Origin of the sequence: Micromonospora sp. NPDC005806, from assembly GCF_042871425.1 — a bacterium.
Classification (GTDB): Bacteria; Actinomycetota; Actinomycetes; order Mycobacteriales; family Micromonosporaceae; genus Micromonospora.
The window spans coordinates 333,434-358,299 of record NZ_JBIAIL010000002.1 but is presented as its reverse complement, the minus strand read 5'-3'; the positions used below and the strand labels follow the sequence as shown (position 1 = coordinate 358,299).

Annotated in this window: 27 protein-coding genes; 12 read left to right on the top strand and 15 right to left on the bottom strand. The window is 72.2% G+C overall.

Annotated elements, in window-relative coordinates:
- Positions 1 to 21: 21 nt before the first annotated feature.
- Together ACFYOS_RS04225 and ACFYOS_RS04220 are read right to left on the bottom strand one after the other, a co-directional pair.
- On the bottom strand, positions 22 to 342 hold the full coding sequence (locus ACFYOS_RS04225) for a DJ-1/PfpI family protein (RefSeq protein WP_387135943.1): 321 nt from the start codon (positions 340 to 342) through the stop codon (positions 22 to 24).
- Entirely contained in the window at positions 339 to 1,379 is a 1,041-nt protein-coding gene (locus ACFYOS_RS04220) for a hypothetical protein (RefSeq protein WP_387135942.1), read from the bottom strand. The genes ACFYOS_RS04225 and ACFYOS_RS04220 overlap by 4 nt, the downstream gene beginning before the upstream one ends.
- Positions 1,380 to 1,523: 144 nt before the next feature.
- Between ACFYOS_RS04220 and ACFYOS_RS04215 the strand changes: the two genes are divergently transcribed.
- Entirely contained in the window at positions 1,524 to 2,747 is a 1,224-nt protein-coding gene (locus tag ACFYOS_RS04215) for a low temperature requirement protein A (RefSeq protein WP_387135941.1), read from the top strand.
- Positions 2,748 to 2,897: 150 nt separating this feature from the next.
- A complete protein-coding gene (locus ACFYOS_RS04210; protein ID WP_387135940.1) occupies positions 2,898 to 3,083 on the top strand; it encodes a ribonuclease in 186 nt (61 codons plus the stop codon).
- A gap of 224 nt (positions 3,084 to 3,307) precedes the next feature.
- Here the strand turns inward: ACFYOS_RS04210 and ACFYOS_RS04205 are convergent, their stop codons facing one another.
- Positions 3,308 to 4,654: an MFS transporter gene (locus ACFYOS_RS04205; RefSeq protein WP_387135938.1), complete on the bottom strand. Its 1,347-nt coding sequence runs from the start codon at positions 4,652 to 4,654 to the stop codon at positions 3,308 to 3,310.
- A 157-nt stretch (positions 4,655 to 4,811) separates the two neighbouring features.
- Here ACFYOS_RS04205 and ACFYOS_RS04200 point away from each other — a divergent pair, with 157 nt between their 5' ends.
- A complete protein-coding gene (locus ACFYOS_RS04200; protein WP_387135936.1) occupies positions 4,812 to 5,390 on the top strand; it encodes a helix-turn-helix domain-containing protein in 579 nt (192 codons plus the stop codon).
- Between the two features lie 93 nt (positions 5,391 to 5,483).
- Here ACFYOS_RS04200 and ACFYOS_RS04195 read toward each other — a convergent pair whose 3' ends face one another.
- Both ACFYOS_RS04195 and ACFYOS_RS04190 read right to left on the bottom strand, forming a co-directional pair.
- Positions 5,484 to 5,909 carry a nucleoside deaminase gene (locus ACFYOS_RS04195; protein ID WP_387135934.1) on the bottom strand — a complete coding sequence of 142 codons (426 nt, stop codon included), beginning with the start codon at positions 5,907 to 5,909 and terminating at the stop codon, positions 5,484 to 5,486.
- Entirely contained in the window at positions 5,906 to 6,757 is an 852-nt protein-coding gene (locus ACFYOS_RS04190; RefSeq protein ID WP_387135932.1) for a TIGR03619 family F420-dependent LLM class oxidoreductase, read from the bottom strand. The genes ACFYOS_RS04195 and ACFYOS_RS04190 overlap by 4 nt, the downstream gene beginning before the upstream one ends.
- 94 nt (positions 6,758 to 6,851) lie before the next feature.
- On the opposite strand from ACFYOS_RS04190, the gene ACFYOS_RS04185 reads away from it, so the two are divergent.
- Positions 6,852 to 7,310, top strand: a complete 459-nt coding sequence (locus ACFYOS_RS04185) for an Lrp/AsnC family transcriptional regulator (RefSeq protein WP_387135930.1) — start codon at positions 6,852 to 6,854, stop codon at positions 7,308 to 7,310.
- A gap of 66 nt (positions 7,311 to 7,376) precedes the next feature.
- Positions 7,377 to 7,763 carry a YybH family protein gene (locus ACFYOS_RS04180; protein WP_387135928.1) on the top strand — a complete coding sequence of 129 codons (387 nt, stop codon included), beginning with the start codon at positions 7,377 to 7,379 and terminating at the stop codon, positions 7,761 to 7,763.
- A 98-nt stretch (positions 7,764 to 7,861) separates the two neighbouring features.
- On the opposite strand, the gene ACFYOS_RS04175 is transcribed toward ACFYOS_RS04180, so the two are convergent.
- Together ACFYOS_RS04175 and ACFYOS_RS04170 are read right to left on the bottom strand one after the other, a co-directional pair.
- Positions 7,862 to 8,056 (bottom strand): general stress protein CsbD, encoded by a 195-nt coding sequence (locus ACFYOS_RS04175; RefSeq protein ID WP_387135926.1) that lies wholly within the window; start codon positions 8,054 to 8,056, stop codon positions 7,862 to 7,864.
- A 101-nt stretch (positions 8,057 to 8,157) separates the two neighbouring features.
- Positions 8,158 to 9,069 carry a LysR family transcriptional regulator gene (locus tag ACFYOS_RS04170; RefSeq protein ID WP_387135924.1) on the bottom strand — a complete coding sequence of 304 codons (912 nt, stop codon included), beginning with the start codon at positions 9,067 to 9,069 and terminating at the stop codon, positions 8,158 to 8,160.
- A 71-nt stretch (positions 9,070 to 9,140) separates the two neighbouring features.
- Between ACFYOS_RS04170 and ACFYOS_RS04165 the strand changes: the two genes are divergently transcribed.
- Positions 9,141 to 10,301: a TDT family transporter gene (locus ACFYOS_RS04165; RefSeq protein ID WP_387135922.1), complete on the top strand. Its 1,161-nt coding sequence runs from the start codon at positions 9,141 to 9,143 to the stop codon at positions 10,299 to 10,301.
- 5 nt (positions 10,302 to 10,306) lie between these two features.
- Here the strand turns inward: ACFYOS_RS04165 and ACFYOS_RS04160 are convergent, their stop codons facing one another.
- A complete protein-coding gene (locus ACFYOS_RS04160) occupies positions 10,307 to 10,891 on the bottom strand; it encodes a helix-turn-helix domain-containing protein (RefSeq protein WP_387135920.1) in 585 nt (194 codons plus the stop codon).
- Between the two features lie 80 nt (positions 10,892 to 10,971).
- On the opposite strand from ACFYOS_RS04160, the gene ACFYOS_RS04155 reads away from it, so the two are divergent.
- Both ACFYOS_RS04155 and ACFYOS_RS04150 read left to right on the top strand, forming a co-directional pair.
- Positions 10,972 to 11,988 (top strand): NAD(P)/FAD-dependent oxidoreductase, encoded by a 1,017-nt coding sequence (locus ACFYOS_RS04155; RefSeq protein WP_387135918.1) that lies wholly within the window; start codon positions 10,972 to 10,974, stop codon positions 11,986 to 11,988.
- The gene (locus tag ACFYOS_RS04150) at positions 11,985 to 12,590 is read left to right on the top strand and encodes a class I SAM-dependent methyltransferase (protein ID WP_387135916.1); all 606 of its coding nucleotides are present in this window, start codon (positions 11,985 to 11,987) and stop codon (positions 12,588 to 12,590) included. The genes ACFYOS_RS04155 and ACFYOS_RS04150 overlap by 4 nt, the downstream gene beginning before the upstream one ends.
- 12 nt (positions 12,591 to 12,602) lie before the next feature.
- Here ACFYOS_RS04150 and ACFYOS_RS04145 read toward each other — a convergent pair whose 3' ends face one another.
- Entirely contained in the window at positions 12,603 to 13,481 is an 879-nt protein-coding gene (locus tag ACFYOS_RS04145; protein WP_387135914.1) for a LysR family transcriptional regulator, read from the bottom strand.
- Positions 13,482 to 13,552: 71 nt separating this feature from the next.
- Between ACFYOS_RS04145 and ACFYOS_RS04140 the strand changes: the two genes are divergently transcribed.
- A complete protein-coding gene (locus ACFYOS_RS04140; RefSeq protein WP_387135912.1) occupies positions 13,553 to 14,419 on the top strand; it encodes a dihydrodipicolinate synthase family protein in 867 nt (288 codons plus the stop codon).
- Positions 14,420 to 14,566: 147 nt separating this feature from the next.
- On the opposite strand, the gene ACFYOS_RS04135 is transcribed toward ACFYOS_RS04140, so the two are convergent.
- Positions 14,567 to 15,517: a hypothetical protein gene (locus tag ACFYOS_RS04135; protein ID WP_387135910.1), complete on the bottom strand. Its 951-nt coding sequence runs from the start codon at positions 15,515 to 15,517 to the stop codon at positions 14,567 to 14,569.
- 252 nt (positions 15,518 to 15,769) lie between these two features.
- Between ACFYOS_RS04135 and ACFYOS_RS04130 the strand changes: the two genes are divergently transcribed.
- Positions 15,770 to 16,039: a hypothetical protein gene (locus ACFYOS_RS04130; RefSeq protein WP_387135908.1), complete on the top strand. Its 270-nt coding sequence runs from the start codon at positions 15,770 to 15,772 to the stop codon at positions 16,037 to 16,039.
- Positions 16,040 to 16,090: 51 nt separating this feature from the next.
- Here ACFYOS_RS04130 and ACFYOS_RS04125 read toward each other — a convergent pair whose 3' ends face one another.
- The 3 genes from ACFYOS_RS04125 to ACFYOS_RS04115 form a co-directional block, all read right to left on the bottom strand.
- The gene (locus ACFYOS_RS04125; RefSeq protein WP_387135906.1) at positions 16,091 to 16,864 is read right to left on the bottom strand and encodes a peptidase; all 774 of its coding nucleotides are present in this window, start codon (positions 16,862 to 16,864) and stop codon (positions 16,091 to 16,093) included.
- A gap of 2 nt (positions 16,865 to 16,866) precedes the next feature.
- Positions 16,867 to 18,147, bottom strand: coding sequence for a VWA domain-containing protein (locus ACFYOS_RS04120; RefSeq protein WP_387135904.1), 1,281 nt, complete (start codon positions 18,145 to 18,147; stop codon positions 16,867 to 16,869).
- A 287-nt stretch (positions 18,148 to 18,434) separates the two neighbouring features.
- The gene (locus ACFYOS_RS04115) at positions 18,435 to 20,150 is read right to left on the bottom strand and encodes a dolichyl-phosphate-mannose--protein mannosyltransferase (protein WP_387135902.1); all 1,716 of its coding nucleotides are present in this window, start codon (positions 20,148 to 20,150) and stop codon (positions 18,435 to 18,437) included.
- 92 nt (positions 20,151 to 20,242) lie between these two features.
- Between ACFYOS_RS04115 and rsmI the strand changes: the two genes are divergently transcribed.
- Positions 20,243 to 21,082 carry a 16S rRNA (cytidine(1402)-2'-O)-methyltransferase gene (rsmI, locus tag ACFYOS_RS04110; RefSeq protein WP_387136052.1) on the top strand — a complete coding sequence of 280 codons (840 nt, stop codon included), beginning with the start codon at positions 20,243 to 20,245 and terminating at the stop codon, positions 21,080 to 21,082.
- Between the two features lie 19 nt (positions 21,083 to 21,101).
- Here rsmI and ACFYOS_RS04105 read toward each other — a convergent pair whose 3' ends face one another.
- Positions 21,102 to 21,977 (bottom strand): hypothetical protein, encoded by an 876-nt coding sequence (locus tag ACFYOS_RS04105; RefSeq protein ID WP_387135900.1) that lies wholly within the window; start codon positions 21,975 to 21,977, stop codon positions 21,102 to 21,104.
- A 138-nt stretch (positions 21,978 to 22,115) separates the two neighbouring features.
- Here ACFYOS_RS04105 and metG point away from each other — a divergent pair, with 138 nt between their 5' ends.
- On the top strand, positions 22,116 to 23,918 hold the full coding sequence (gene metG / locus ACFYOS_RS04100) for a methionine--tRNA ligase (RefSeq protein ID WP_387135898.1): 1,803 nt from the start codon (positions 22,116 to 22,118) through the stop codon (positions 23,916 to 23,918).
- Between the two features lie 58 nt (positions 23,919 to 23,976).
- Here the strand turns inward: metG and ACFYOS_RS04095 are convergent, their stop codons facing one another.
- Positions 23,977 to 24,828, bottom strand: coding sequence for an alpha/beta fold hydrolase (locus ACFYOS_RS04095; RefSeq protein WP_387135896.1), 852 nt, complete (start codon positions 24,826 to 24,828; stop codon positions 23,977 to 23,979).
- Between the last annotated feature and the right edge of the window lie 38 nt (positions 24,829 to 24,866).

Genomic DNA, 24,866 nt, shown 5'->3' with positions numbered 1-24,866 from the left:
AGGAGACGTCGCGGAAGTACGTCAGCGGCGTGATTGTCGGCGCGCCGTCAGGTGTCGTAGGACCTCTTCGGCGAACCCCAAGTAGTTGGAGCCGGTGGCGGTGATGATGTCGCGGTCGACCACCAGCGGTTGGGCGAGGTGCGTACCGCGCCCGGCGATCCCGGCATAGGCGTCGTCTTCGGGGGTCAGCGAAGCGGTGCACCGGACGTCGTCGAGTACGCCTGCGGCGCCGAGCAGTGCCGGGCCGCCGCAGATCGCGGCGAGCAGTGAATTCCTGGCCCTCATGGTCCCGATCAGGTCCGCGAGCGGTGAGGCGGGTGGCTGCAGCCAGTGCCATTTCAAGCCTGGTTCACCACCGGGCCGGAATCGCGGCTCGGGCTGTCGGGCTTGGGTGCGGGCAGGGTCATCACGTAGCTGATCGATGCCAGTAGCAGCCCGAGGACCAGGCCGGTGAAGGCTATCGAGAGATCGGTGTCGGCGGCGTTGATCGGTGGATTGTCGGCCAGGGAGGTCATCGCGCTGCCGAGCGCCGATCCTGCGATGTAGAGAATGATCATTGCCGGAAGTAGAGCCACACAGCAGGCGATCGCGATGGGGAGCAGCCGGATCAGGGGAACCTCCCGGGCTGCGGCCACGGCGATGGTTACGGCGACAGGCATGCCGATCAGGCCGACCGGCAGAAGCGGTCCGTGGCTGGCGGTGGCGAGCCAGGCGGCCAGCGCGGCCACCACAACGAAGGTGGCCACCCGCCGGGTGCGGACAGCGGTGAGCTGAACCGCGACGAGCCCGATCGCGGTAGCGATGAACATCGCTACCAATCCTGCTTTGAGCATCGAGAGGCCGTTTTCGACCTGGATCTGGTCCGGGTTCGTGACCGGCTCGTCCCAGGGGGTCGTGACCACCATCGTGGCAGTCGCGAGTACCGCGGTGACGGCAGCGGACAGATGCCGGGCGAGAGGAGGTCCGCCTTGACCCGCCGAAACCCGGGCAGCGACGACAGCGGTTGTCGAGAACACGGCGATACCGGCGACTGCGAGCCAGGTTGCGGTGGAGCCGCCGGCCACGTCTATCCGGTCCAGCCATATGTCCACGCCGAGCCAGCCGATCATCGCGATCGCGCCGGCGACGATGCCGCGAACGTTCGCGCGGCAGATCAGGATCACTCCGCCGAAAGCCAGCAAGATCGCCAACTGGCGGATGTCACGAGGCCAGTAGGTGTTGTTACTGCCTACCTCCGGAAACGCCTGCCCGGTGCTGCTGTCGGTCCAGAAGCCATCGGGCTGCATGAGTGGCTGATAGATCGCCGTGGCCAGCGCCCAGATCGCCACTCCAGTAACACCCGACAGCGCACCCACGATGGTCTGCCAGTTTTTCCGCACGTTGCATCTTCTCGTTCGCCCGCCGCGCTGGGAAGTAGCAGCCGCAGGATCCAGCCTGCCGAGCAGCTCGCCGCAGATCAGGCCAGTGACCGCTTTGGCGCATCTCACGTCGCGGCGGGCGGGATCGGCGTTGGATCAAGCAGTATGGGACGTGCCGGGCGAGGCGTCGGCTCGGCCGTCGGCCTGCGGCCCGGTCGGGAGAGCGGGCCGCCGGCGACCTTCGTCGAGCTGTTCTTCGATCTGGTCATGGTGTTCGCCCTGACCCGCTTGGCGGCGGAGGCGGTACCGGGACTGTCGAGCATGAGCCTCCCGGGGCGCTGGTTGACGATGGGTGAGACGCTGCTGTTGTTCCTCCCCTTGACGTGGGTCTGGACGATCACCTCGTACGTCACAGCCCGTTTCGAGCCGATGCGACTCGGCGTTCAGCTCGCAGTGCTCGCCAGTGCCTTCGGGCTGCTCATGATGGGCACCGCGGTGCCGTACGCGTTCAGCGGGCGCGGCCTGACCTTCGCCCTCGCGTACGTGGCCCTGCAGGTCGGCCGGACCCTTCTGTTCGGCCTGCTGTTGCGGGGCCACGCGCTCCAGCGCCTCTACGCGCGCGCGTGCATCTGGTTCTGCGTGGGCGCCGTACCGTGGCTGGTCGGAGCCTTGGCCCAACCCGGAGGGCGAGTCCTGCTGTGGTCGCTGGCGATTGCGATCGACCTCGGGTCCGCGCGCCTGGGTTGGCCGGTGCCGGGCCTGGGCCGCGGACGCGCCGCCGCTTGGTCGGTGGGCGGTCACCACCTCGCCGACCGTTACAAGCAGTTTCTGATCATCGCCCTCGGCGAGGGCGTCCTGACCATCGGCGTCTCCTACACCAGGGGGTCGTCGAGCCCCAGCCCGTACCGGACTGTCGGCCTGGTCCTGGCGTTCCTCACCACCGTGCTGCTGTGGCGGATCTACTTCTTCCGGGCCGGCCAGATCCTCCCCGACGCGGTGACGGCGTCGAAGGACCGGGCGAGCTTCGGCCGGCACGTCGCCTTCGCTCACCTGACCATGATCTTCGGCATCGTCGCCACCGCGATCGGGTACGAACTCGTCCAGAGGCATCCGAACCGCGACGCCCACCCGGCCTGGCTCGCCGTGATCCTCGGGGGCCCCGCGCTCTACGTCGTGGGCCGGGCCCGGCTGGAGTGGGCCGTCTTCGGCCGCGTCTCGGCGCCTCGCATCATCGGCGTCACGGTGCTGGCACTGCTCGCCGTGCCCCTGTTGTTCGTGCCGCCCCTGGCGGCGGCGGGCGCGGCGACACTCGTTCTGCTGTTCATCGCACTGGCCGACGCGCGGCGGGCGGCGGGTCGCCCTCCGGAACCCCCGGCCCCCGTCACCTGAGGCGGGTGCTTTCGGGCTTCGCGGTGCTAACTGTCGAGGTGGTCGGGCTGGTCTGCGGATAGCGTTGCGCGGTTACTCGCGGCCTTGCTGGTAGCCACACCGCCCGCTTGCGGGCGTTTGCTGGTGCACTTGCAGGGTAAATGGGTGGTCGTGACGACACCCGAGAGCCGGCGGCAGGAGGAGCAGGCGCTCGAGAGCGGCCAGGTGTATCAGGACGCCGAGGGACGCCGAACCCCCGACCCGGGCACCGGGGCTACGCACGCACACAGCGAAGCCGACCGCAACGCCGAGCACCTGAAGCGTGGCGAGGTTGGTCCGGGCACCCCGGAGAAGTAGCTGCCGAGTGAGTTAGCGGCCGCCTTCGGCGCTGCCTAGCGGCCCGACCAGACCGCGATGCAGCCAGTTCGCATCGAGGGGTCAGGGGTTCAAATCCCCTCAGCTCCACCCCAGCTCAAAGGCCGCCCCGGCACACACCAGGCGGTGCGGCCCGACCAGGCCGCACCGCCGCGGCGTGCTCGGTGACGCCACGCAGCGCCAGTTCGCCGGCGGTTGGGGGTGGGTCATGCCGGCTTACCGGTGGGAGCTGACGGACGGGCGGCTCGCGCGACGACCAAGAGGAACAGGCCGCACGCCGCGACCAGGAGCCACCCGGGACGGGATGCGTGGGCCAGGCCCGCTGGGCCGACGCCGGCGACGAGGCCACCGGCGAGGGCGATGCCAATGGCAGATCCGACCTGGCGTGCGGTGGAGGTGATCGCTCCGGCGACACCGGCACGGGCCTGCGGCAGGCCGCTCACCGCGGTGTTGGTGATCGGGGCATTGGCGAAGCCGAATCCGATACCGATGAGCAGGTAGGCCAGCAGGAGATGCCGTGTGCTCGTGTCGGGACGCAGGCCAACCAGGCTGAGACCACCGGCCGTGATGAACGCGCCCGCAAGCAGGAGCGGTCGTCGAGCCCCGAAGCGACCTACCAGGTTGCCCGACAGCGGTGCGCATACCGTCGCCCCGAGCGCCATCGGCAGGGTCGCGATCCCCGCCGTGAGCGGGGCCCATCCGTGAGTGCGCTGCAGATACAGGGTGTTGAGCAGCAGGCCGAGGCTCAACGCGGCGAACAGGGCCACTGCGGCGAGGACCGCGGTGGTGAAGGCCGGCCGCCGGAACAGCGCGAGGTCCATCAAGGGTTCGTGGCTGCGCCGTTCGATCGCGGTGAAACCCACGGCGGCTGCGGCAGCGATCAGGTATCCGGCCCAGGCGAGGGGCGATGCCCAGCCGATGTGCGGGCCTTCGATGAGGACACCGACCGAGACGCACACGACGATGGTGAGGAGAATCTGGCCGGGCGGGTCGAGCCGTCGAGCCCGTGGCGCGCGGGACTCCGGCACGAACACCGCGCTCATGATCAGCGCGGCGACGATGACCGGGGCGTTGATCCAGAACACCGACCTCCAGCCGAGCGCCGCGATGAGTGCGCCGCCGGTGACTGGTCCGGCAGCCATGCTGAGCCCGAAGACCGAACCCCAGATCCCGATCGCCTGCGCCCGCTCCCGCGGATCGGGCATCGCGTTCACCACGATCGCCAGAGCGACGGGGCTGAGCATCGAGGCCCCAATTCCTTGAACGGCCCGGGCCGCGACGAGCACGCCGAGCGACGGGGCCAGCGCACACGCCAGGGACGCGGCACCGAACACGACCAGCCCGCACCGGAACACACGACGCCGTCCGAAGCGATCCGCCAGCGCACCCGAGGAGATGAGCAGACTGGCCAGGACCACGGTATAGGCGTCCACGACCCATTCCAGGCTGCGGGTGCCCACGCCCAGCCCGCGCCCGATGGCGGGCAGGCCCACGTTGACGATCGTGGTGTCCAGCCCGACCAGGAACATGCTCAGCGCGCAGATCGCCAGCACTGCCCACCGTCGGCGCGCACTCAACGTGGGTTGAACAGCCAGGGATGTCGTGGCCACGGGCTTATCTCCAGGTCCTCCGAACGTTTCTGCCGAGCCATGCTCGGATCTTGTCGCCGCCTGGCCCAGCAAGTTTGCGGAAACTGCAAAAATGGCGAGCATGGAAGCTGAGCTCGCGGAGATCCTCGACGGCATCGGGCCCCGGTTGCGTGCCTTGCGCCGCGACCGCGGGCTCACGCTTGAGATGCTCGCGGCGGACACCCGGATCTCGCTGAGCACGCTGTCCCGCCTCGAGTCAGGAAAACGGCGCCCCACCCTCGAGCTGCTGATCCCGCTCGCCCGCGCCCACCGTGTCGCGCTGGACCAACTGGTGGCCGCGCCGGCCACCGGCGACCCGCGGGTCCACCTGAAGCCCCACCGGCGACACCGCGGCAGCGTCGTGGTGCCCCTGACCCAGTACCCGGGCCGGGTCCAGGTCTTCAAGCAGGTCCTCGCGCCCCGACAGCCGAAGCTCGTCACCCACACCGGCTACGAATGGCTCTACGTCATCGCCGGCACACTCCGCCTCATCATCGGCGAACGCGACTTCACACTCCGCCCCGGAGAGGTGGCCGAGTTCGACACCAGCGAACGGCACTGGTTCGGCCCTGCCGACACGAACGCCGTCGAGATCCTCCACCTGTTCGGACCACACGGCGACCAGGCCGTCATCCGCACCGAGCCGTCGACGACGTCATGACCGGCCCACCCGACCGAGGTGACCGGGCAATCGCCTGTCTGGCCTCCGATGCCGCCGGCCTGGTCAGCGGCAACCTGCTCGACGCTCCGTTGACTAGTAGTAGTTGTCGATCGGCCGACGCGCCTCGTCGAACAGCGCCGGACCTTCGTACCGCACCGTCGGCAGCGGCGGGGTGGCCGGCTTGACCTCCTCGAACTGTTCGGCCGACAGGGCGTACACCACCCGGCCGAGGCCAGACCGGTCGATCGCGGTCGCACACATCGGGCAGGGCTGGCAACTGGTGAACATGGTGGTGCCGGCCGCCACGTCGGGGGCGAGCTCCCGGGCGGCCCAACGGGCCAACTTCAGTTCCGGGTGGGCGGTGATGTCCGAGTCGGAGACCACCGTGTTGTGGTCCTCGATCAGGACGGTGCCGTCCGCGCCGACCAGCAACGAGCCGAACGGCCGTTCGCCGGACGCCCCGGCCTGGCCGGCGATTTCTACGGCACGGCGGAGAAACTTCTCGTCGTCGGGGGTCATCGATCCTCCTGGGAGTTGTGGTACGCGGCCACGGCCGCCAGTGTCCGCCAGGCGCGTTCGGGCTGGCGGATCTCGGTCAGGTCGCCGTTGAACGGGTCGAGCAGCACCGTCTCCGCACCGAGCAGACGGATCTGGTCGATGTCGCTGATGATCTGGTCGATGGTGCCGACACCGGCGAGCCGGTCCGGGTCGGTGACCGGTTCACGGGTCTCTCGGAGTGCGATGCGCGGCGTCAACGCGGGCACCGGGCGGCCCAGTTCGTCGGCGGTGGCCTTCAGCCGCCCGGCCGCCTCGGCCAGCCATCCGGGCGTGAATCGCAGCGGGTGCCAGGCGTGACCGAGCCGTACGGCGCGCCGCATGCCGGCGTCGCTGTTGCCGCCCACCCAGATCGGGATCGCACCCGTTTCGTAGTCGTCGGTGTTCCGCCAGGCGTCGCACATGACGCGCAGGTACTCGTCGGTCAGCGCGCCGCGCTGCCCGAACGGCACGCCGAGCGCCTCGAACTCCTGGCGGGCCCAGCCGACGCCGACACCGAGGACGAGCCGGCCGCCGCTGAGCCGGTTGAGGTTCGCCGCCATCCGGGCGGTGAGCAGCGGATGCCGGTACGGGACGACGAGCACCGTGGTGCCCAACTGGACCCGGCGGGTCGTCCCGGCCAGCCAGGACAGCGTGGTGAACGGCTCGTAGAACGGCGCCGGATACTGCTCGGCCACGTCCGGGGTCACCGCGATGTGATCGGAGACCATCAGCAGGTCGAAGCCGAGGCCCTCGACCGTCTGTGCCCACCGCCGCAGCAGGTCGGGGTCGGTGCCCGGGGCGAAGTTCGGTACGTTCACGCCAATCTGCACGGTTCCGAGGCTAGCCAGCCCGGATCTGGCTTGTGAACAACGTGTTCCCGGCCTTTGCTGGCGTTTGCCGTGGATCCGTCGGTAAATTGGCCCGATGGCCGAGAATCTTGACGCTGTCGATTGGTCCATCCTGATCGAGTTGCAGGGCGACGGCCGCCTGCCGATCACCGAACTCAGCCGCCGGGTCAAGCTGAGCGCATCGGCCACCAGCGAACGGGTGAGACGGCTGGAGGCGACCGGAGTGATCACCGGCTATCGCGCCGAGGTCGACCTGCCCAAGGCGGGCTTCGCCGTACTCGCGGTGGTCCGGCTGAAGTATCCCGGCAGCCAGCACGAACCCCTGCGCCGGTTGCTGGAGCAACGGTCGGAGATCCTGGAGTGCCTGCGTACCACCGGCGACGACTGTTACGTGCTGAAGGTTGCCGCGACGTCGATGGCGCACCTCGAACAGGTCGTCAACGAACTCGCCGCGTTCGGCAGCACCACCACCAACGTGGTCTACAGCGCCACCCTGTCCTATCGCGGCCCACGCCCGGCGTCGACCCACCCGTGACCTGCCGCAACCGGCGCTCACCGACTGCCGTGTTTGGCACCCGGTCAGATGGCAGGCTGGATACCTGTGAACAGGAAGCAGGTGGACGCCTGGCTCGCGGCGTACGAGAAGGCGTGGCGGACGCCGAAGACGGAGGGGCTAGCCACGATCTTCACCCCGGACGCGAGCTATCGGCAGGGGCCCTACCGGACACCGCTCATCGGCCTGCCGGCCATCGCCGCGATGTGGGAAACCGAGCGCGAAGGCCCCGACGAGGTGTTCCAGATGACCAGGGAGATCGTCGCGATCGAGGGCGACACCGCGGTGGCGCGCCTGGAGGTTCGGTACGGCGACCCCGTCGACCAGGAGTACCGCGACCTGTGGATCATGCGATTCGCCGAGGACGGCCGTTGCCGGTCGTTCGAGGAGTGGCCCTTCTGGCCGACGCAGCCGACCGCCGCTCGCCCGGATTGACGGTGACACCAGGAGCCCTCATGGCACCTGTCGGCCACCGCTGGACCGCAGCGATCGTGCTCTACGGTCATCGGATCCTCCAGCCCGCGCGGGACCCGTCAGTTCGTGAAGGTGTCGCTCGCGTCCCGCGCGTCCTCCTGGACGTGGTCGCCCGGGTGCTGGCCTCGCGACTCGTCCCGCCGCATCACCTGCTCCGCCTCGGACCGGTCGTCCTGGGGCATATCGCCCACCCGCGCCCGGGCCGGCCCCGCCAGCTCCTCGACCTTGTCCTTCGCCCGTTCGGTGAAGCTCATGTCGCCTCCCTGTCGGTGCGGCGGACCGACGCGCTGTCCGCCTCTCCTCTCCCGGGTCCCCGCCACGCATGGGTGAAAACCCCGTCCGCGTCTCGGGCCGACTATCGAGGTCGCCGGGCGATCGCGTGCAGGTCGCGGGCGGGGCCGGTGAGCCGCCGGCCGGCCAGCCACACCGCGCGGAGCTGCCGGTGCAGGGGGAGACCGCTGACGGGTACGGCGGTCAGCGTGCCGGCCGCGAGTTCGGTGCTGACCGCCAGCGAACTCAGCACGGCGGGGCCACTACCCGCCGCGACGGCGTGCTTGATGGCCGTGGTCGAGGAGAGTTCGAGCAGCGGGGCGGCGAGCGCCGCGATGTCCTGCTGACGCAGGGCGCTCTCCAGTGCGCGGCGGGTGCCGGAGCCGGCCTCCCGGGACACCAGCGGCGTGGCGGCGAGCTCGGCCGGAGTGATGCCGCGTCGGCGGCGGGCCCACGGGTGGGTGGGGGTGACGACGACGGTGAGCCGGTCCGCGGCGACGGTGTCCGCGTCCAGGCCGGGCGGCAGGTCGGGGCCTTCCACGAAGCCCAGGTCGGCCCGGTCGGCGAGGAGCCGGGCGGCCACGTCCGCGGAGTTGGCGGCCTGAAGGGTGACGGTGAGGTCCGGGTGCCGGGCGCGCAGCGCCACCAGCCAGGCCGGCAGCAGGTACTCGGCGAGGGTCTGGCTGGCGACGATCGTCAGCCGGCTCTCGTGCGAGATGCGCAGGGCTTGGACGGCGGCGGCGAGGGAATCGGCGGCATCGACCACGGCACGGGCCCAGTCGGCGATCAGCGCTCCGGTCGGGGTGAGGACGGAGCCGCGGGGGGTGCGCTGCAGCAGGGTGAGGCCGAGCCGGCGTTCCAGCTGACGGAGCCGGGCGCTGGCCGCCGGTTGGGAGATGCGGTGTTCCGCCGCGGCCTGTCCGATACTGCCGAGCCGGGCGACGGACAGCAGCAGGTCGAAGCTGGTCAGGTCGGTCACCTGCGGCGGCAGAGGCATAAGGGAAGGTTATGGCTGGGTAGGGAATCGGCGTCTACCGGGCCGGTCCGGGCGGCTCGACAGTTGACCCCATGAACACCCTTCTTCGCCGCTCGGAGACCGACGTACGGCCTGCGCCGCTGTCCGCGCTGGCGCATCCGCGCGACGTGTTCGCGTACCTCGGGCCGAACTGGTTCGCCTCGGTGATGGGCACCGGCATCGTGGCCACCGCCGCCGCCGGTCTGCCGGTGCACCTGCCGGGCCTACGGTTCGCCGCGACGGTCGTCTGGATCACGGCGGCGCTGCTGTTGCTGGCGCTCGTCGCCGGGTGGGCGCTGCATCTGCGCCGGCATCGGGACGCCGCGTTCGGGCACGCCGCCGACCCGGTCATGGCGCAGTTCTGGGGCGCGCCGCCGATGGCGCTGATGACCGTCGGCGGCGGTGCGCTGCTGCTGGGCGGTGCGTTGATCGGCGAACCCGCTGCCGTCACGGTCGACCTCGTCCTGTGGAGCGCCGGGACCGGGCTGGGCCTGCTGACCGCGGTGGCGATCCCGTACGTGATGATCACCCGGCACCGGGTCGGGCCGGACGCCGCGTTCGGCGGCTGGCTGATGCCGGTGGTGCCGCCGATGGTCTCGGCCGCCAACGGGGCGCTGCTCGTGCCGCACCTGCCGGCCGGCCAGGCCCGGCTCGACATGGTCATCGCCTGCTACGCGATGTTCGGCATCAGCCTGGTCGCCACCGTCGTCATCCTTCCGCAGCTCTGGTCCCGGCTCGTCCACCACCGGGTCGGCGCCGCGCGGATGGTGCCCACGCTGTGGATCGTGCTGGGGCCGCTCGGCCAGTCGATCACCGCCGCGCACCTGCTCGGCCGGGCCGCCGACGGGGTGCTGCCCGACCCGTACGCGGCCGGCGCGCAGATGCTCGCCGTGCTCTACGGCGTACCGGCGATGGGTTTCGCGCTGCTCTGGCTGGCCCTGGCGGCCGCGATCACCGTCCGCACCGCGCGCGCCGGGCTGCCGTTCTCGCTCACCTGGTGGAGTTTCACCTTCCCGGTCGGCACCCTGGTCACCGGCGTCACCGGCCTGGCCGCCCGGACCGGCTCGGCCATGCTGACCACCCTCGCCGTGCTGCTGTACGGGCTGCTGGTCGTCGCCTGGGCGACGGTCGCCTCGCGCACGGTCCGCGGCGCCTGGTACGGACAGCTCTTCCTCCCACCCGCGGCGACCCCCATACTGCGGGCGGAGATCTGAGCCACTCACTGGCGCTTGGGGCGGGCGCGGAGGTGGGCGCGTTCGCCCTGCCGGCCGAACAGGCTGAGGAACTCGACCGGTTCGGTGTCGGCCGAGCCGAACCAGTGCGGCACCCGGGTGTCGAACTCGGCGGCCTCGCCGGGGGAGAGCACCAGATCGTGGTCGCCGAGGACGAGCCGCAGCCGACCGTTGAGCACGTAGACCCACTCGTACCCCTCGTGGGTCTGCGGGTCGGGCTCGGCGGGCCGGTCGCTGGCCTGGATGACGAACTTGTACGCCTGGATGCCCCCGGCGCGGCGGGTCAGCGGCAGCAGGGTCATCCCGTGCCGGGTGATCGGCCGCAGGTGGATCCGCGGGTCGCCGGTGGGCGGGGCGTCGACGAGTTCATCCAGGGTGACGCCGTGGGCCTTGGCCAGGGGGAGCAGCAGTTCGAGGGTGGGCCGGCGGGCGCCGGACTCCAGCCGGGACAGGGTGCTCACCGAGATGCCGGTCGCCGCCGACAGTTCGGCCAGGGTGGTCTCGCGCTGTTGGCGCAGCGCGCGCAGCCGGGGGCCGACCGCGTCGAGGGCCTGGTCCAGGTCGTCGTCCATGCCGCCAGTTTGCCACTTCGGCAACAAGGTTTGCCAGTTTCGGCCTACCGGTCGCATCGTTGCCGCGGGAGGTGGTCATGGTGACCGAGCAGCTCAGAGACGGGTACGACGTGGTGGTGGTCGGCGGCGGCGCCGCCGGCCTGAACGGGGCGCTGATGCTGGCCCGGGCCCGCCGGTCGGTGGTGGTGATCGACTCGGGCGCCCCGCGCAACGCGCCGGCCGACGGGGTCCACGGGCTGCTGGCCCGGGAGGGGATGCCGCCGGCCGAGCTGCTGGAGCGCGGTCGGGCGGAGGTCCGCGGCTACGGCGGCCAGGCGGTGTCCGGCGAGGTCGACGCGGTGACCCGGGACGGCGAAGGGTTCGTGGTGACGCTGGCCGACGGCCGGGCGGCGCGGGCCCGCCGGGTGCTGGTGACCAGCGGGCTGGTCGACGAGCTGCCGGACGTGCCGGGCCTGCGCGACCGGTGGGGGCGGGACGTGGTGCACTGCCCGTACTGCCACGGATGGGAGATCCGCGACCAGGCCATCGGGGTGCTGGCCAGCGGTCCGATGTCGGTGCACCAGGCGCTGCTGTTCCGCCAGCTGAGCGACGACGTCACCTACTTCGCCCACACCATGCCGCCGAGCGAGGAGCAGGCGGAGCAGCTCGCCGCGCGCGGCATCCGCGTGGTGCGCGGCGAGGTCGCCTCGCTGGAGGTCGTCGCGGACCGCCTCGCCGGGGTACGCCTGGCCGACGGCACGCTGGTCCGCCGCGAGGCACTGGCGGTCGCATCGCGGATGGTGGCGCGCGCCGGCTTCCTGGCCGCGCTCGGACTGCGTACCGCGGAACACCCGTCGGGGATGGGTGAGCACGTCCCGGCCGACGCGGTCGGTCGTACCGAGGTGCCCGGAGTGTGGGTGGCGGGCAACGTCACCGACCCGGCCGCCCAGGTCGGTGCCGCCGCGGCGGCGGGTGCCATGGCTGGGGCACAGATCAACGGTGACCTGGTGGCCGAGGAGACCCGACTGGCGGTGGCCGCCCACCGGGCACCGTTCTCGGCCGGGTCGGAGGCGCGGGTGGGTGAACTGGTGGCGGGCGACCGTCGCCACGGGCTGTGAGTCGCAAGGAGGGCATGGTGTTCGACGAGGCGTACTGGGAAGAGCGGTACCGGCACTCAGCTGGGCACGGCCACGGGCCCAACCCGCAGTTGACGGCGGAGGTCGGGGATCTGCCGCCCGGCACGGCGCTGGACGCGGGCTGCGGCGAGGGTGCCGCGGCCCGCTGGCTCGCGTCGCGCGGCTGGCGGGTCACGGCGGTGGACATCGCGGCCACCGCGCTCCAGCGCGCACGGGAGCAGGACCGCACCGGCCGGATCGATTGGGTGCAGGCCGACCTGACCACCTGGACCCCCGCCGAGCAGCACTTCGACCTGGTCTGTGCGAACTACGTGCATCCGGCGGGCCCGCGCGACGTGCTGTTCCGCCGGCTGGCGGCGGCGGTCGCCCCGGGCGGCACGCTGCTCGTCGTCGGCCACGCCCCGACCGAATCGTCGCCGCACGCCCCGGGGTCGCACGTCACTCCCGAGGAGGTCGCGGCCAGCCTCGACCCCGACCGGTGGGACGTGCTCGTCGCCGAGGTCAGGTCCCGACCGGTGGTCGGCCACGACGGCCACGAAATCACCCTCCAGGACGCCGTTCTCCGCGCCCGCCGCCGACCCTGACGCACCCCGCGGTCAGCCGGCCTGCGTCGCGGCTCGCAGCGCCGCGACGCAGGCCGCCACCGCCGGGTGGTCACCCGCCCCCTTCCGGTAGGCGATCCGGGTACGCCGCCGCAGGTCGAGCGGGACGAGACGGACCCCTTCCGGTAGTTGGCCGACCGCGAGTTCCGGGACCAGGGCGACCCCCTGACCGGCGGCGACCAGGGCGAGCATGGCGGTGAAGTCGTCGGCGTGGTGCCGGACGGCTGGCGGGAAGCCGGCGAGCTGGCAGGCGTGCAGCGCCACCGTGTGGCAGAGGGTGCCGGGGCTGCCGAGGATCCAATCGGCGTCCCGCACGCCCGCCAGGTTCTCCGCCGCCGCTGTGGACGGCACGGCGAGGAAGACCATCTCCTCCAGCAGTGGGGTCGAGTCGAGCGCGGGATCGGGGGCGGTCGGCACGATGTCGTAGTCGTGCGCGAGGGCCACGTCCAGGCGGCGGTCGCGCAGCGCGTCGGGCACCCCGACCGGATCCAGTTCGGTGACCATCAGGTCGAGGGCGGGATGGTCGCGGGCCAGCGCCACCAGGGCCGGCGGCAGCAGGGTGCGGACGGCACTCGGATACGCGCCGATGCGTACCGTGCCGGAGAGCCCGCCCCGGGCGGCGGCCAGCGTGGCGTCGGCCGCCTCCAGCGCGGCGAGCACGACCTCGGTGTGCCGGACCAGCGCCTCACCGGTGGGGGTGAGGGTGACCCGGCGGCCGGCCCGTTCGAGGAGCGCGACGCCGGCCTCCCGTTGCAGGGCGGCGAGCTGCTGGGAGACGGCAGACGCCGTGTAGGTGTGCGCCTCGGCGACGGCGGCGATGGTGCCGAGCCGGGCCAGGTCCCGCAGCAGGCGCAGGCGGCGAACGTCGAGCATGAAGCAGAGCTTACGTTTTCCGTCAGCAATCGGAACTGGTTCTTCACGGTCTGCGGGGCCAGCCTGGAGGCATGACGCTGACCGGGTTGTACGTACCGCTGATCACGCCCTTCGACGAGCGGGGCGCCGTCGCCCGCGACGCCCTCGCGGCCCTCGCCCACGAGGTGCTCGACGCCGGGGCCGCCGGCCTGGTCGCCCTCGGCACCACCGCCGAGCCGCACGCGCTCGCCGACGCCGAACGCCGCACAGTGGTCGAGCTGATCGCCGAGGCGTGCCGGGACCGCCGCGCCGGACTCCTGGTCGGCGCGCACACCGACGACGCGCTGCGGGCGCTGGGAAGCGACGTCACCGCGGCGCTCTGCCTGGTGCCGCCGTTCTTGCGGCCCGGCGAGGAGGCAGTGCTGGCGCACTTCGCCCGGCTGGCCGAGGCGTCCCCGGTGCCGCTGGTCGCCTACCACGTGCCGTACCGGACCGGGCAGGAGCTTTCCGCCGGGGCGTTGCGCCGGCTGGCCGGGCTGCCCGGGCTGGTCGGGATCAAGCACGCGGTCGGCGGGATCGACGCGGACACCGTCGCCTTCCTGGCCGACGTACCCGAGGGGTTCGCCGTGCTCTGCGGCGACGACGCGTACGTCTCGCCCCTGCTCGCCCTCGGTGGACACGGCGGCATCCTGGCCTCGGCGCACGTCGCCGCGGCCGACTACGCCGCGCTGGTCGCGGCCTGGCGGGCCGGGGACGTCGCGCGGGCCCGGCCGCTCGGCCACCGGCTCGCCACCCTCTGCCGCGCCCTCTTCGCCGAGCCCAACCCGGCGGTGATCAAGGCGGTCCTGCACGCCCGGGGCCGTATCCCGACGCCGGCGGTCCGCCCGCCGCTGCTGCCCGCCACGCCGGCGGCCACCGCGCACGCCCTCCGGTACGTGGACCAGTTGGTGCCGGCGTGAGCACCGACATCGCGCTGGCTTGCCGCTGTCGGCAGCACGGGTTCGGATGTCCTCGCCGGCCACCACCGCGCAGCGGTCGTGACGATCGACGAACGCCAACGGGGGCCGGTCCCGGGTCGGACCGACCCCCGTCGCAGGCGTCGCGGGTCAGGGCTTCCAGGAACCGGCGGGCCGGAAGTTGTGCTGGTACTCCACCACGCCGTTCTTGTCCTTCACGTCGAGGACGAGTTGCCCGGTGCGCTTGGTGCCGGCCGGCAGGTCGTTGCCCGCGTTGAGCAGCTTGCCGCAGCCGGAGAAGGCGCCGGAGATGCCGCTCTCCTCGCTGCCGTCCGCGCCCTTCCAGCGGAAGTAGAACGGGTTGACCGTGCCGGTGCCCTTGGTGACCTCGGCGGTCACGTCGGCGATCAGGAACATGCCCTTCTTCGGCCCGGGCATGAACTGGTCGCAGGAGTCTTTCCTGCTGCGGAAGTTGCTGAGCGTGATCTCGGTGGTGCCGTCGTCGTTGATGATCAACGTGTCGCCCGGCTTCATGTTGAAGGTCTCGCCGTCGGTCTCGCCGGCGTCCGGCGTCGACTGGGATTCGACGGGAGCCGGGGTGTCGTCGAACGGGCCGCTGGTGATCGCCGGGGTGGGCAGGCTCTCGATCGCGTCCTGCGTCTTCTTCGCTCCGCTGTAGATGGCGAAGATGCCGCCACCGCAGCAGAGCAGCAGCAGGACCACCGCCCCGATGCCGAGGCCGATCCAGAGGCCCTTGTTGGACTTCTTCGCCGACGGCACGCCGAACGGCTGGCCCGGCGCGGGCGGGTACGGGCCGGTGGCCGGCGGGTACGGCATCCCGGGGGCCGGCGGCGGCGGGTACGCCCCGCCCGGCGCGGCCGGCGGTGGGTACTGCGCTCCGGAGGTGGGCGGCTGCGGCGGGTACGGCGCCCCCGAAGTGGGCGGCTGCGGCGGGTACGGGGCCCCCGAGGTGGGCGGCTGCGGCGCGTACGGGTTGGCCGGCACTGGCGGCATCGGCGCGGTGGGGAACGCCTGGGTGGGCGCTTCCGGGGGCTGCTGGTTCGGATCCTGCGGTCCGAACGGAGGCTGAGGGTGGCTCACCGTGCTCCTTGGCACCATCGGAGATTTTCGGTCGGATCGACGGTACAAACCTCCGGCAACGCCACGGCGCGGACCTCACCCGCGTCCCAGAACGGCGGTCCGCGCGTCGCCGTAGCTCGGTGGGGTTGCTGGCGGCTATGGACGGTGAACGTACCGGAACGATGTAACGGCGGAGCGTGTCGGGACGCTGTTGGGCATTGCGGGGAGCAGACCGTCCACACGCGAGAAGCCCACTGACGAGAGGAACGGCCGATGACGCCTGGTGCGACGGCATCGGGATCCGGACCGGAGGAGCACGCGCCGGTGCCGCCCGACTGGACCTGCGGCTCGTGCGGCGACGAGTGGCCCTGCGCGACGAAGCGCAGCCGGCTGTTGAGCGAGTACCGGGCCGATCGAGCCGCGTTGAGCGTCTACCTCGGCTCCTGCCTCGCCGCCGCCGCGCACGACCTGCGCACCGCTCCGACGGCGTCCCTCCAGGACCGGTTCATCGGCTGGGTGCCGCGCAGCCCGCGTACCTCCTGACCGTCGCCGCCGGTGGCCGCCGCGCTCGGGTTCGCGGCGGCCACCGGAGGCTCAGGGGCGGCGGGGCCGCCGGGTGAGCGCGAAGCCGACCACGCCCGCCACGGCGGCGAGCACGCCGCCGACCGTGGTCCAGATCCACCGCGAGCCGGGCTCGGGCAGCCAGGCGGTGAGGCTGCCGCTCTTCTCCTCGATCGCCTCCGGGGTCGGCTCGGCGGTGAGCACCGTCCCGGCCCGGGTGTTCGGCGCCAGGGGTGCCGCCAGCTTCCCGTCGTCGCCCGACGCGCCGCCTTCGCCGTCCGCACCGACCAGCAGGTCCACGTCGATCGGCAGGCCCAGGTCGGGCTCGGGCAGGTCGACCACCGACAGCCGGACGTAGTAGGTGCCCGGCAGCGGGTCACCCGACCACGGCTCGGCCCATGGCCGGACCCGGCGCAGGGTGCAGCCGAGGGTGACGCTGGTCGCCGACGCGTCGGCGGTGGGGGTCTGCGCCCCGGCGGTGCACGCCTGCCGGCGGCGCAGCCCGTCGAAGACGTCGACGGTCCAGGTGGACGCGCCGGTGCGGCCCTTCGGGAAGGTGACCGTGGCGGTGATCTCGTGGGTCTGTCCGGCCTCGGCCGGGAACGACCAGTAGAGGTGGTCGCCGGTCGAGGCGCCCACCCGGACCGGCTGGCCGGCGGTGATGGCGGTGGCGGTCAGAAACGAGGTGCCGGCCTTGGTGACCGTGGCCGCGCCCGGGGAGGGGGTCGGGGCGGCCGAGGCGGCCCCGGGGGCGAGGGTCAGCCCGACGGCGGCCAGCGCCGCCGTGGCGCGGATCAGCGTACGCATCCTCAGTTCTCCCTCCAGGTGGCCACCCACCAGCGGGTGAGCAGCCCGGCGACCAGCCCGGTGACCAGCCCGGCCAGGGTGAGCAGGAGCAGCAGGGCCCAGCCACGGCCGAGGTCCGGCCCGCCCGGGGCGGGGGACGCGGCGACCACGTCAACGGTCAGCTCCAGCGGCATGCCCAGGGTGGCCTCGGTGCCGGGCCGGGGTGCGAGGGAGTTGCTGACCACCAGGCACACCGTCCGCGTCGCCGCCGTCCCACTCGGCGCCGGGTCGGGGGTGTCCTCCTCGGCCGCCGACCAGCGCAGGCCGGCGGAGATCACGTCGGTACGCCCGCTGCCGGCGTCGACGCCGCGGACCAGTTCCCGCCCGTCCGCTGCGGTGGCCCGCAGCAGCACGCCGTAGTCCGGGTTGACCGGCCGGTCCAGCGCGACGCTGATCGAGGCGCGCAGCTCCTGGCCGGGCCGCACCGGCACCCGGTACCAGCGGTGCTCGGAGAACGCCTCGCGGTCGGTGTAGACGCCGGGCCCGAGCAGCGGCCCGTTGCCGCACCCGGCCGCGCCGACGACCACGGTCGGGGTGGCGGTGTAGGTGTCCCGCGCCCGGTCGACCAGCTGCTTGATCCGGCCGGTCAGTTCGTCGGCGCTCTGCGCCGCCGTGTACGTGCCGCCGGTCGCGCCGGCGATGCAGAGCAGCTGCCGGCGGACCTTCTCGTCGGGGGCGAGGCCGAGGGTGTCGACGACCAGCTTGGTGCCCTGTGCGGCCAGTTCCCGGGCCACCTCGCAGGGGTCGGGTGGGGCGCAGGTGTCCTCGCCGTCGGTGATCAGCACGATCCGGCGGGCGGTGCTGCCGGTGCCGAGGTCCTGGGCCGCCGAGCGCAGCGCCAGCCCGACCGGGGTGAAGCCGGTCGGCCGGAGCGTGGCGACGGCCGCCTTGGCCTGCGTGCGGTCCACCTGGCCGACCGGCACGATCTGCTGGGTGTCCAGGCAGCCCTGCTTCTTGTCCTTGCCCCGGTAGGTGGCCCCGAGCACCCGGATGCCGAGCTGGGTCTCGTCCGGCAGCGCGTCCACGACCTCGTTGAACGCCTGCTGTGCGACGGATATCCGGCTGCGCCCGTCGATGTCGCGGGCCCGCATCGAGCCGCTCACGTCGAGCACGAGTTCGACCTTGGGCGGCTCGGCGGGGGGTTCGGCGGTGTCGTCGTCGGCCCTGGCGGGGGTCGGACCGATCAGCGCGGTCGTCGCCAGCAGTCCGAGAAGGACGGCTGTCGAGCGTCTCTTGTTGATCATCGGGCGAAGTGTAGTGAGATCCACTTTGGAAGATCATCGGGGTACCGTCGTCCTGATCACATCAGGGCCCGCTTGGCGGTGATGAATTCATAATGTTTCGGCAGTGTTACTCACCGTTAACTGCCCGATGTAAACCATTTCTCTGGTCACGCAGTGGTTGGAAATCCGACCAGGGGCGACCCGTTGTGCGAGTGAACGAGTGTGGTTAAGCTCTTCTTGCGCGCCCCAATCGCCCGCTTCCCCCGTGGCAGGCGATCGGGGCGCGCTTTTTGTGCCCCGGCCGGGACTCAGATCCAGCGACCGTCCAGCCACATCCGCGCGGACCAGTCCGCGTAGGTCATCAGCCGGCCCACGAAGATCGGGTAGAAGTAGCCGAAGCAGAGGGCCACCAGCAGCACGTACGCGCCCGCGATGATCCCGCCCACCAGGCGGCGGTCGGAGAAGTCCTGCTCGGTCGGTGGCGGTGCCAGGGCCGTGCCGGTGGCCGGCGCGGGCGAGATGATCGCGCCGAGCACGTAGACCACGGCCAGCACGAGGAACGGCACCGCCGGTGCGAGGTAGAACGAGAACATCGTCCGGTTGTCGAGGGCGAACCAGAACCAGGGCAGCATGCCGGCGGCCACGGTGAGCAGGATCGCCCCGGCCCGCCAGTCCCGCCGGGCCAACCCGAGCCAGGCCGTCGCCGCCAGCGCGGGCAGGAACGACCACCAGAGCAGCGGGGTGCCCAGCAGCAGGACCTCGGAGGCGCACTGCGGCGCGCCGCAGTTGCCGTCACCGGCCCAGTAGAAGGCGACCGGCCGGCCGAGCAGCAGCCACTGCCACGGCCAGGACTGGTACTTGTGCGGATCGTCGAGCTGGGTGTGGAAGCCGTACGCGGCCTTGTGGTACTCCCACAGGTTGATCAGCCGCCCGATGACCGGGGCGTCGCTCAGTCCCGGGGTGTTCGGGTAGCGGCTGGCCAGGCGGTAGTAGCCGTCGTCGGTGAACAGCCAGCCCGACCAGGTGGCCAGGTAGGTGCCGACCATCAGCACCCCGGCCAGCAGCAGCCAGGGCAGCTCGTCGAGCAGGGCGTCCCGCCACGGGTGGCGTACGCCGGCCGACCGGCGGACGCCGACCTCCCAGAGGATCACCAGCAGCGCGAAGGCCGGCACGAAGTAGAGACCGCTCCACTTCACCGCGCAGGCGCAGCCGAGCAGCACCCCGGCGGCCAGTCGCCACCACGGCCAGTCCCGCCAGGTCGACGGCGGCCGGCCGGCCCGGCCCGGCGCCGACGGGTCGAGCCCGGCGTCCAGCGCCCGGGCCCAGCGCCGCCGCCGGGCGTCCCGGTCCAGCACCAGCGCGCCGAACGCGGCCAGCACGAACAGCAGCAGGAAGATGTCGAGCAGGGCGGTCCGGGACAGCACCAGGTGGAAGCCGTCCAGGGCGAGCAGCAGCCCGGCCGCGCAGCCCAGCGTGGTGGAGCGGAACATCCGCCGGCCGATCCGGACCAGCATCAGCACCGACAGGGTGCCGGCGACGGCCGCCGCGAACCGCCAGCCGAACTCCGGGGCGGTGGTCATCAGATGCCCCGGCACGGAGATGTTGGTCTCCGGGTCCTGGTAGCCGAAGGCCCACTCGCCGAGCCCGATGAGCCACTTGCCCAGCGGCGGGTGCACCACGTACGACGGGCCGTTGTCCTTGTAGTTCCACTCGACGCCCCGGTCGATGAGCCCGTACGCGTCCTTGGCGTAGTAGGTCTCGTCGAAGATCTTGCCCTTGGGGCTGCTGAGCCCGACGAAGCGCAGGATCGCCGCGATCACCACGACGACCGCGGTGGCCAGCCAGGCGTGCCCGTCGAGCCGGGCGTCGACGGTCGCGAGCCGTCGGCGGACGATGGCCGGGACGCCGCCCGCACCGGTCGTCGTGGACCCGGTGGCCCGGTCGTCGGTGGGCTCGCCGGCGGTCGCCGGGTCCGATCCGGCCCGACCCGCGCTCGCGCTCTGTGCAGTCGACGCACTCGTCACCCGGCGATCGTAGGCTGCGAAGGTGCCCGGTGGCGCCCGTCGTCACCGAGATTGGTACGGCCGTCGATGAAGGAGCGCACTCCGTGGGTGAAATGTCCGAGGTCGGCCGGCTGGTGTTGCTCGGCGCGCCGCTGGGCAACCCGGCCGACGCCTCGACCCGGTTCCGCGAGGTGCTCGCCACCGCCGACGTGGTCGCCGCCGAGGACACCCGTCGGCTCACCCGGCTGGCCCGCGACCTGGACGTCACCGTGCCCGGCCGGATCGTCTCCTACTTCGAGGGGAACGAGGAACGGCGTACCCCGGAGCTGGTCGAGGTGCTGGCCGCCGGCTACACCGTCGCCGTGGTCACCGACGGCGGTATGCCCAGCGTCTCCGACCCCGGCTACCGGCTGGTCCGGGCCGCCATCGACGCCGGCGTCCCGGTCACCGCGGCCCCCGGGCCGAGCGCGGTGACCACCGCGCTGGCCCTCTCCGGGCTGCCCTGCGACCGGTTCTGCTTCGAGGGCTTCCTGCCCCGCACGCCCGGGGCCCGCCGGTCCCGGCTGCGCACCCTCGCCGCCGAGGAGCGCACGCTGGTCTTCTTCGAGGCGCCGCACCGGATCGCCGGCGCGCTGGCCGACCTGGCCGCCGCGTTCGGCCCGGACCGGCCCGCCGCGCTCTGCCGGGAGCTGACCAAGACGTACGAGGAGGTGGTCCGCCGGCCGCTGGGCGAGCTGGCCGGGTGGGCCGCCGAGGGCGAGCCCCGGGGCGAGATCACCCTGGTCGTGGCGGGCGCGCCGCCGGCCGCCGCGACCCGGCCGGACGACGACACGCTGCGCGCCGCGGTGGCCGAGCGGGAGTCGGCCGGGCTGTCCCGGCGGGACGCCATCACCGAGGTCGCCACCGAGTACGGGCTGCGCCGCCGCGAGGTCTACACGGTCGTGCACCTCTGACGCCTCACGCCTGCCCGGCCTACCAGGCGGCGGCGAGGAAGCCGGCGGTGATCAGTAGCGGGCCGCCCAGCGCGGCGCCCACCGCCCAGTGGCGGTGCCGGGGGTCCGGCAGCCGGGTCGCGCCGGTCCACCGGGCGATCCCGGCGGCGCAGGCCGCCACCAGCAGCAGCCCGAGCAGCCAGCGCAGGTGCCGGCCGATCCCGGAGTCCGCGTACGCGGTGCCGCCGTCCGGCCCGGTCATCCGGGCGGGCAGGGCGGTGCCGGTGGCGCTGCGCTCGGCCGGCACGCCGCTCACCCGTACGCCGTACGCGACGAAGCGGTCGGCGTCGGCCCGGAAGACTCCCCGGCAGCGCTGGGTCAGGCCGGCTCCGGAGCAGTTCGTGATCACCGTGGTCCCGCTCGTCGAGTGTCCCAGCGCCAGCCAGAGCGGCCCCGCGCTGACCCAGGCGAAGAACGCCGCCAGCAGGCTCGCCGTGATCAGTACCGCCATCCCGACCAGCGGGTCCGGCGGGCGGCCTGCCCGGGGCCGGGCCCGCCGCGAGGCCGGGCGGCCGGCCGTCTGGGGTTCCTCGCGCAGCGGCGTGCCGTGCCGGTGCACCTCCTCGATCGGCGCCCGGCCCGCCCCGCGGTCCCCGTCCGGCGTACCGCCGGGGGAGGCCAGCCGTTGCCGGCGCGCCTGCCGGACCGGCACCCGGCGGGGCGCGGCGGCCACCGGCGCGCCGGTGGGCGGGCGCACCTCGACCGGCGGGTCCGTCGGGTCCAGCCGGGGGTGCGGGGCGACCGAGCCACCCCGCGGCGGGCCCGTGCGGGGCGTCGGTTCGCCCTCGCCGGTCGCCGTGGTGGCGGCGGATCCCTCCGGCCCCGGTGCCGTTCGTCTGCTGGTCACGCCGTTCATTCCACACCGGCAGCCCGAACCTGTCGGGCAGCTCAGGCCGCGTGTCGGCGACAAATCGGGCGGCCTGTCCGGGTCGGGTCGTGGGACGCGCCCTATTGGTTCGCGGGTGGCCCACGGCAATCACTAGGCTTGCTGCTCATGAGTCACGTTCTCGCCGCGGTCGCCTGGCCCTACGCCAACGGCCCGCGCCACATCGGCCACGTATCCGGATTCGGCGTTCCCTCCGACGTCTTCTCCCGGTACATGCGGATGGCCGGTCACGACGTGCTCATGGTCTCCGGCACCGACGAGCACGGCACCCCGATCCAGGTGCAGGCCGACGCCGAGGGGGTCACCCCACGCGAGCTGGCCGACCGGTACAACCGGGTGATCGCCGAGGACCTGCGGGCGCTGGGGCTGTCGTACGACCTGTTCACCCGGACCACCACCCGCAACCACTACGCCGTGGTGCAGGAGCTGTTCCAGGGGCTCCATCGCAACGGCTACATCGTCCCCAAGGTCACCACGGGGGCGATCTCCCCGTCCACCGGACGCACCCTGCCCGACCGCTACATCGAGGGCACCTGCCCGATCTGCGGGTACGACAGCGCCCGCGGTGACCAGTGCGACAACTGCGGCAACCAGCTCGACCCGATCGACCTGATCAACCCCAGGTCGAAGATCAACGGCGAGACGCCGGAGTTCGTCGAGACCGAGCACTTCTTCCTGGACCTGCCCGCCCTGGCCGCCGCGCTGCGGCAGTGGCTGGACAGCCGGGAGGGCTGGCGCCCCAACGTGCTGCGCTTCTCGAAGAACCTGCTTGACGACCTCCAGCCCCGGGCCATCACCCGGGACCTGGAATGGGGCGTGCCGATCCCGCTGGACGGCTGGCGCGACCGGCCGGACAAGCGGATCTACGTCTGGTTCGACGCCGTCATCGGCTACCTGTCCGCCTCCATCGAGTGGGCCCGCCGTACCGGGGACCCCGAAGCCTGGCGCAAGTGGTGGTCGACCGACGCCGAGGGGAAGGACGCCCGCAGCTACTACTTCATGGGCAAGGACAACATCGTCTTCCACTCGGTGATCTGGCCGGCGCTGCTCGGCGGCTACTCCGGGGAGGGCACCCGCGACGGCGAGCCGGGCGAGCTGGGCCGGCTCAACCTGCCCACCGAGGTGGTCTCCAGCGAATACCTGACCATGGAGGGGCGTAAGTTCTCCTCCTCCCGCAAGGTGGTCATCTACGTCCGGGACTTCCTCGAGCGGTACGACGCCGACGCGCTGCGCTACTTCATCGCGGTCGCCGGGCCGGAGAGCAACGACACCGACTTCACCTGGGCCGAGTTCCTCCGGCGCAACAACGACGAGCTGGTCGCCGGCTGGGGCAACCTGGTCAACCGGTCCATCTCGATGGCGGCGAAGAACTTCGGCGCCATCCCGCCGGTCGACCCGGCCGGGCTCACCGAGGCCGACCAGGCGCTGCTCGACACCGCCCGGGCCGGGTTCGCCACCGTCGGCGACCTGATCGCCCGGCACCGGCAGAAGCAGGCCATCAGCGAGGCGATGCGGGTCGTCGCGGAGGCCAACAAGTACCTCTCCGAGCAGGCCCCGTGGAAGCTCAAGGGCGAGGACGACAAGCCCCGGATGGGCACCATCCTGCACGTCGCCCTGCAGGTGGTCAGCGACGCCAACACGCTGCTCACCCCGTTCCTGCCGCACTCCGCGCAGAAGATCCACGAGCTGCTCGGCGGCACCGGCGTGCACGCCCCGATGCCGGTGATCGAGGAGGTCGAGGACCTCGACGGCGGGCCGGCGTACCCGGTGCTGACCGGTGACTACACGGTCGGCGCGCGCTGGGAGTCCGTACCGCTGGAGGTGGGCCGGCCGCTCGCGGCGCCGAAGCCGGTGTTCCGCAAGCTCGACCCGTCCATCGTCGACGAGGAGCTGGCCCGGCTGGCCGGCTGAGCTGGCCGTCGGACGACGCGGCCCCGGGGACGTCCCCGGGGCCGCTGTCGTCGGTGGCTCAGGCGCGGGCCATCTTCGGCGCGCCGACGAACTCCATGATCGCCTTGTTGACCTCCGTGGGGTGCGTCCACGGCGTGCCGTGCGGCGCCCCCTTCAGGGTCACCAGCCGGCAGTCGGACAGCATGTTCTGCAACCGCTGACCCGTGGCCGGATACGGCAGCACGTTGTCCTTGTCGCCCTGGATGATCAGCACCGGCACGTTGATGTTCGGCAGGTCGCCCCGGAAGTCCGTCTGCCAGGCGTCCACGGAGTCGTGGGTGCCCTTGGCCGACGCCCGCGCGCCGATCTCCCAGTGCGCCCGGTGCGCCTCCTCGCTCACCCACTTGCCCTTGTTCTCGCTGTAGTTGAAGAACGCTTCGCAGAACTGGGTCAGGAAGGCGAACCGGTCCTGGATGATGGCCTGCTGGAATCCGTCGAAGAGGCTCTTCTCCACACCCTCCGGATCGTCCTGCGTCTTCAGCAGGAACGGCGCCAACGGAGCCATCAGCACCGCCCGGTCCACCCGGTCCGACCCGTATGTGCCCAGATATCGGGTCACCTCGCCGGTGCCCATCGAGTGGCCGACCAGGATCGTGTTGCGCAGGTCCAACTCGGTCATCAGCACGTCCAGGTCCGCCGCGAACGTGTTGTAGTCGTAGCCCATGGTGGGTTGGGCGGAAGCGCCGAAACCGCGCCGGTCGTAGGTGATCGTCCGATATCCCGCATTCAGCAGCGGGATGCTGATCTTCTCCCAGGTCGCCCCGTTGAACGGGAAGCCGTGGATCAGCACCACCGGCTGGCCGGAGCCGTGGTCCTCGTAGTACAGGTCGATGGGCGCGGAGTTCTCCGTGCCGACGGTGATGAAGGGCATCTGCGTTCTCCTGAGCTGGGTCCGGTCGGACCGCGCGC

Excerpts from the sequence above, each read along its gene's own strand:
- ACFYOS_RS04215 (WP_387135941.1), top strand. The coding sequence starts at position 1,524 with ATGGGACGTGCCGGGCGAGGCGTCGGCTCGGCCGTCGGCCTGCGGCCC.
- ACFYOS_RS04200 (WP_387135936.1), top strand. The coding sequence starts at position 4,812 with ATGGAAGCTGAGCTCGCGGAGATCCTCGACGGCATCGGGCCCCGGTTG.
- ACFYOS_RS04195 (WP_387135934.1), bottom strand. The coding sequence starts at position 5,909 with ATGACCCCCGACGACGAGAAGTTTCTCCGCCGTGCCGTAGAAATCGCC.
- ACFYOS_RS04185 (WP_387135930.1), top strand. The coding sequence starts at position 6,852 with ATGGCCGAGAATCTTGACGCTGTCGATTGGTCCATCCTGATCGAGTTG.
- ACFYOS_RS04175 (WP_387135926.1), bottom strand. The coding sequence starts at position 8,056 with ATGAGCTTCACCGAACGGGCGAAGGACAAGGTCGAGGAGCTGGCGGGG.
- ACFYOS_RS04170 (WP_387135924.1), bottom strand. The coding sequence starts at position 9,069 with ATGCCTCTGCCGCCGCAGGTGACCGACCTGACCAGCTTCGACCTGCTG.
- ACFYOS_RS04165 (WP_387135922.1), top strand. The coding sequence starts at position 9,141 with ATGAACACCCTTCTTCGCCGCTCGGAGACCGACGTACGGCCTGCGCCG.
- ACFYOS_RS04160 (WP_387135920.1), bottom strand. The coding sequence starts at position 10,891 with ATGGACGACGACCTGGACCAGGCCCTCGACGCGGTCGGCCCCCGGCTG.
- ACFYOS_RS04145 (WP_387135914.1), bottom strand. The coding sequence starts at position 13,481 with ATGCTCGACGTTCGCCGCCTGCGCCTGCTGCGGGACCTGGCCCGGCTC.
- ACFYOS_RS04140 (WP_387135912.1), top strand. The coding sequence starts at position 13,553 with ATGACGCTGACCGGGTTGTACGTACCGCTGATCACGCCCTTCGACGAG.
- ACFYOS_RS04130 (WP_387135908.1), top strand. The coding sequence starts at position 15,770 with ATGACGCCTGGTGCGACGGCATCGGGATCCGGACCGGAGGAGCACGCG.
- ACFYOS_RS04125 (WP_387135906.1), bottom strand. The coding sequence starts at position 16,864 with ATGCGTACGCTGATCCGCGCCACGGCGGCGCTGGCCGCCGTCGGGCTG.
- ACFYOS_RS04120 (WP_387135904.1), bottom strand. The coding sequence starts at position 18,147 with ATGATCAACAAGAGACGCTCGACAGCCGTCCTTCTCGGACTGCTGGCG.
- rsmI (WP_387136052.1), top strand. The coding sequence starts at position 20,243 with ATGTCCGAGGTCGGCCGGCTGGTGTTGCTCGGCGCGCCGCTGGGCAAC.
- ACFYOS_RS04105 (WP_387135900.1), bottom strand. The coding sequence starts at position 21,977 with ATGAACGGCGTGACCAGCAGACGAACGGCACCGGGGCCGGAGGGATCC.
- metG (WP_387135898.1), top strand. The coding sequence starts at position 22,116 with ATGAGTCACGTTCTCGCCGCGGTCGCCTGGCCCTACGCCAACGGCCCG.
- ACFYOS_RS04095 (WP_387135896.1), bottom strand. The coding sequence starts at position 24,828 with ATGCCCTTCATCACCGTCGGCACGGAGAACTCCGCGCCCATCGACCTG.